The sequence below is a fragment of the Actinocorallia lasiicapitis genome (genome assembly GCF_054778695.1).
Genome location: NZ_BAAGZI010000430.1, coordinates 1 through 4722, shown reverse-complemented (window position 1 = coordinate 4722; position 4722 = coordinate 1). Strand labels below are relative to the sequence as shown.

At 69.6% G+C, this 4722-nt stretch carries 4 protein-coding genes; 2 read left to right on the top strand and 2 right to left on the bottom strand.

The features are described from left to right. Positions 1–252 precede the first annotated feature (252 nt). Both ACYVE7_RS29395 and ACYVE7_RS29390 read right to left on the bottom strand, forming a co-directional pair. Complete coding sequence (locus ACYVE7_RS29395) at positions 253–1074, bottom strand: serine hydrolase (protein ID WP_460369205.1); 822 nt, start codon at positions 1072–1074, stop codon at positions 253–255. 88 nt (positions 1075–1162) lie between these two features. Beyond that, complete coding sequence (locus ACYVE7_RS29390) at positions 1163–1603, bottom strand: SRPBCC family protein (protein WP_460369203.1); 441 nt, start codon at positions 1601–1603, stop codon at positions 1163–1165. A 101-nt stretch (positions 1604–1704) separates the two neighbouring features. Between ACYVE7_RS29390 and pcrA the strand changes: the two genes are divergently transcribed. Together pcrA and ACYVE7_RS29380 are read left to right on the top strand one after the other, a co-directional pair. Then, positions 1705–3939 carry a DNA helicase PcrA gene (gene pcrA, locus ACYVE7_RS29385; RefSeq protein WP_460369202.1) on the top strand — a complete coding sequence of 745 codons (2235 nt, stop codon included), beginning with the start codon at positions 1705–1707 and terminating at the stop codon, positions 3937–3939. Next, complete coding sequence (locus ACYVE7_RS29380) at positions 3936–4526, top strand: Uma2 family endonuclease (RefSeq protein ID WP_460369208.1); 591 nt, start codon at positions 3936–3938, stop codon at positions 4524–4526. The genes pcrA and ACYVE7_RS29380 overlap by 4 nt, the downstream gene beginning before the upstream one ends. Positions 4527–4722 lie beyond the last annotated feature (196 nt).

Here is a 4722-nt window from a genome sequence, read left to right as displayed (position 1 = left end):
CGCCGCAGCGGCACCCCCAGCTCGGGCGCGATCGCGTGCAGCTCCAGATCGTGCGCCGCGACGAGCTCGGGCGGCGCCAGCGGCGCCAGCAGCCGGGCCAGCGCGGACGCCACGGTGTAGGGACCGCCCAGCCGGCGGTCCGCGGTGGTCTCGACGCGCAGCAGCACAGCCTCCGGGGGATCTTGACGGATGAGCCACTATCCCAAGCCCCCCACCTGGGGTTCCACCATTCTGACCGGCTTCGGACAACAGTCAGGCCGCGCGGAATGCCCCGGTCGTCAGCCGGGCAAGGTGTTCGACCGTCGCGATCCCCGCGCTCATCGACGGCTGCTCGGAGGTGAGCACCGCGATCAGGAAGTCATGGCCGTGGCCGGTGATCCGGCCGACGCTGTTCACGGCCCACCCCGAGCCCTGGTACTTGAGCGGGGTCCAGCCGTTCTTGAGCGCGACCCGGTCGCCCGGCAGGGCGGCGGCGCTGACGCCCCAGCGCTGGGCGGGCGCGACCGTCGTCATCAGGTCGAGGGCGTAGGCGCGGCTGAGCGGCAGGACCGTCCCGCCCGTGGCCAGGACGCGCAGCAGCCTGACCTGGTCGCCAGGGCAGGTGGTGCTGCCGCCCCAGTTGCCCTCGTAGGCGAGGGTGCAGGTCAGGCGGAGCCGCCGGTTGACGGCCGTCAGCCCGGCGCCGTCGCCGACGGTGCGGAACAGGGCGTCGGCGGCCTTGTTGTCGCTGAACCGGATCATGCGCCCGGTCAGCCGCCGCTCCACAGGGCTGAGCCGCACCCCGGTCAGCAGCCGCGCCACCAGAATGTCGATCTTGGCGACGCTGGCCATCACGTACGCCTCGTCGGCGTGGTGGCCGAAGGTCTGCCCGTCGCTCAGGTCCGTCACCTGGACGGCGGCGCGGCCGGGCCGGGCCGCCAGATAACGGTCGACGTCCCGCCGCAGGTCGGCGAAGTGGTCGATATGGATGCGGCGCAGCATCGGGGCCGCGTCGCCGACCGTCTCGCCCTGCCGTGCGACGGGCAGCGCGGAACAGCCGGTGACCAGCAGCAGGCACACGAGCAGACGGCGCATGAGCCCAGCAAACCGGCCGCATCCCCGCAGAACCGGGAAGCCCGCCCAACCTTGGTGACGCCTTGACGAACCCCTTGCGCCCGGGCCCTTAGTGCGCGGGGCAGCCCGGGCGGCACTTGGCGGTGTGCGCCGCGAGCAGCTTGGCGAGGGTGCGGGTGGCGAAGCGGAGCCCGGCGCCGACGAGCGCGCCCGCGGCGGGGATCGCGGGGTCGCCGACGGCCGCGTACTCGATCTGCGTGCCGCCGTCCTTGGGGGTGAGCCGGACGTCGGCGCGGTAGCCCTTGATCGGCGAGATGTTGATCATCACATAGGCGTAGTGCCCGGACGGCTCGTAGGCGACCACCCGCTCCTTGATCGGGAAGATCAGCCGGACGGCGCCGAGCCCGTTCGGGTCGGGCGTGCCGGCGACGGTGCGCCGCGCCCGGACGGGCAGCCGCATCCAGACGGGCCAGGCCTCGGCCACGGCGAGGTGGCGGAAGACCGTCTCAGGGGCGGCGCTGGTGGTCACTGTGGCGGAGGCGTTGGGCATAGCCGCGACTGTAAGGGTGTGCTTATGGCCGGGCAAGGGCCGCAGGCCGTGACGTGAAGCACCGGAAAGTGTCGGTGGCCGCCCGTAGACTCGTGGGCACGATGTCGACTGCAACCTCACCTCACCCGCTTCTCGACGGCCTCAACCCGCAGCAGCGCGCCGCCGTGGTCCATTCCGGCGGCCCCCTGCTGATCGTGGCGGGCGCCGGTTCGGGCAAGACCAGGGTCCTCACGCACCGGATCGCCTACCTGCTCTCCGAGCGCGGCGTCCACCCCGGCGAGATCCTCGCGATCACCTTCACCAACAAGGCCGCGGGCGAGATGAAGGAGCGTGTCGACTCCCTCGTCGGGCCGCGGTCGCGGGCCATGTGGGTCATGACCTTCCACTCGGCGTGCGTGCGGATCCTGCGGCGCGAGGCGTCGCGGCTGGGGTTCCCGTCCTCGTTCTCGATCTACGACCAGGCCGACTCGCAGCGGCTGATGGCGCTCGTCTGCCGCGAGCTCGACCTCGACCCCAAGCGGTACCCGCCGAAGTCGTTCTCCACCCAGGTGTCGAACCTGAAGAACGAGCTGATCGACTACGAGACGTACAAGTCGCGGGCCTCCACCCACATGGAGCAGACCCTCGCCGAGGCGTACGAGATGTACCAGGCCAGGCTCCAGCAGGCCGGCGCCATGGACTTCGACGATCTGATCATGACGACCGTCAACGTCCTGCAGATCTTCCCCGAGGTCGCCGAGCACTACCGGCGGCGGTTCCGGCACGTCATGGTCGACGAGTACCAGGACACCAACCACGCCCAGTACCAGCTCGTCCGCGAGCTGACCATGCCCGTCGAAGGGCTGGGGGCGGCCGAGCTGTGCGTCGTCGGCGACGCCGACCAGTCGATCTACGCTTTCCGCGGCGCGACCATCCGGAACATCCTGGAGTTCGAGCGCGACTACCCCGAGGCCACCACGATCCTGCTGGAGCAGAACTACCGCTCCACCCAGACCATCCTGACGGCCGCCAACTCCGTGATCGAGCGGAACGGCAACCGCAAGCCCAAACGGCTCTGGTCCGACCAGGGCGAAGGCGCGAAGATCACCGGCTATGTGGCCGACAACGAGCACGACGAGGCCGCGTTCGTCGCCCGCGAGATCGACAAGCTCTCCGACGACGCGCAGGTGAAGCCGGGCGACGTCGCGGTGTTCTACCGCACCAACGCCCAGTCCCGTGTGTTCGAGGAAGTGTTCATCCGGGTCGGGCTGCCGTACAAGGTCGTCGGCGGGGTGCGGTTCTACGAGCGCAAGGAGATCCGCGACCTGCTGGCCTACCTGCGGGTGCTGGCCAACCCCGAGGACGCGGTGTCGCTGCGGCGCATCCTGAACGTCCCGAAACGCGGGATCGGCGACAGGGCCGAGGCGTGTGTCGAGGCGTACGCGGCGCGTCAGCGCAGCTCGTTCTGGCAGGCGCTGCGCACCCCGTACGAGGTGCCGGGCCTGGCCACGCGGTCACTCAACCAGATCAACGACTTCGTCGCGCTCCTGGACGAGCTGCGCGCCATGGTGCCGAACCACTCCCCCGCCGAGATCATCGAGGCGGTCCTGGTGAAGTCGGGATATCTGGCGGAGCTGCGGGCGTCGAAGGATCCGCAGGACGAGACCAGGATCGAGAACCTGCAGGAGCTCGAGAACGTCGCCCGGGAGTTCGAGGGGATCACCGCAGACCGCGACCCCGAGGACCAGCAGCCGCCGAACGAGCTGACGGCCTTCCTGGAGCGGGTCTCGCTGGTCGCCGACGCCGACCAGATCCCCGACGACGGCGAGGGCCTCGTCACGCTGATGACCCTGCACACCGCGAAGGGCCTGGAGTTCCCCGTCGTCTTCCTGACGGGCCTCGAGGACGGCGTCTTCCCGCATCTGCGGGCGCTCGGCAACCCCACCGAGCTGGAGGAGGAGCGGCGGCTCGCCTACGTCGGCATCACCAGGGCGCGTGAACGCCTGCATCTGTCGCGCGCCCAGATGCGCAGCTCGTGGGGCGCCCCGCAGGCCAACCCGCAGTCCCGTTTCGTCGCCGAGATCCCCGAGCATCTGATCGTGTGGGACCGTCTCGGCTCGTCCCAGAGCTCCCCGGCCATGGCCCGGCTGGCGCAGCGTCCCGGCGTCAAGTCCCCCGGCAACCACCCCATCCCGAACCTCGCCCCGGGCGACAAGGTCACCCACGACTCCTTCGGCCTCGGCACCGTCGTCTCCACCGACGGCGTCGACGACAAACGCTCCGCCAAAATCGACTTCGGCGACGGCAAGGGCCCCCGCAACTTCATCCTCCGCTACGCCCGCATCGAAAAACTCTGACTGTCCACGCCGAGCCGATCACTGTTGAGATCTGGCGGCAGCTCCCTGAGGAGTTCTGCCGCCAGGTCGAAGTGGTGCTCGGTCAGGCGATTCGTTGTGATGCACCGTCGCGGCTCCATCAGAAGGTGACGCGACGGCTCACCAACATGATCGAGGCTTCCGCGCACGGGCACAGCCGGAGGACGGGCGAGTGCCTGGACGCCGACTTCGACTTCGACGTCCTGCTCTGGCGAATGCCGAAGACCACGATCCGCCGCCCGGACGTCAGTCTTTTCCGCTGCGCGCCCGATGACGAACGTCCGCTACCCGTCCATCTGATTCTTCTCGCGGTCGAGGTCGTGTCCGGTGACGGGCGTACCGAGACGATGGCGAAGCGCAGCGAATACGCGGCGGCCGGCATCCCCTGGTATTGGCTCGTCCACCTGGACGAACTAGGCGTCAGCCACATCGAGGCCCTGGCCCTCGACCATGGCGTCGGCGCCTACCACCGGGTGGCCGTCATCAGCGAAAAGGACTCCGACAGCCTCGTCAGCCCGATCCGCATCGAGCTCGACTGGCAGCAGCTCCGCCCCGGCGCCCAGCCCTGACCCAGACACTTCATCCTCCGCTACGCCCGCATCGAAAAACTCTGAGCGGCGCGAAGGACGAAGGCCGGGTGCTCCCAAGGGAGTGGCCCGGTCTTCTGGGTTAGGCCGTGTCTTATGGGTCTTGTCCGTAGCGAGCGGCGGTCAGGTGCGTGCCTCGGGGGTGCGGAGGAGGGAGCCAGCCTGGTTGGCTGGTGAC

Bases quoted from the DNA above. Each gene is read 5' to 3' on its own strand.
- ACYVE7_RS29395 (WP_460369205.1), bottom strand. From the start codon at position 1,074: ATGCGCCGTCTGCTCGTGTGCCTGCTGCTGGTCACCGGCTGTTCCGCG.
- ACYVE7_RS29390 (WP_460369203.1), bottom strand. From the start codon at position 1,603: ATGCCCAACGCCTCCGCCACAGTGACCACCAGCGCCGCCCCTGAGACG.
- pcrA (WP_460369202.1), top strand. From the start codon at position 1,705: ATGTCGACTGCAACCTCACCTCACCCGCTTCTCGACGGCCTCAACCCG.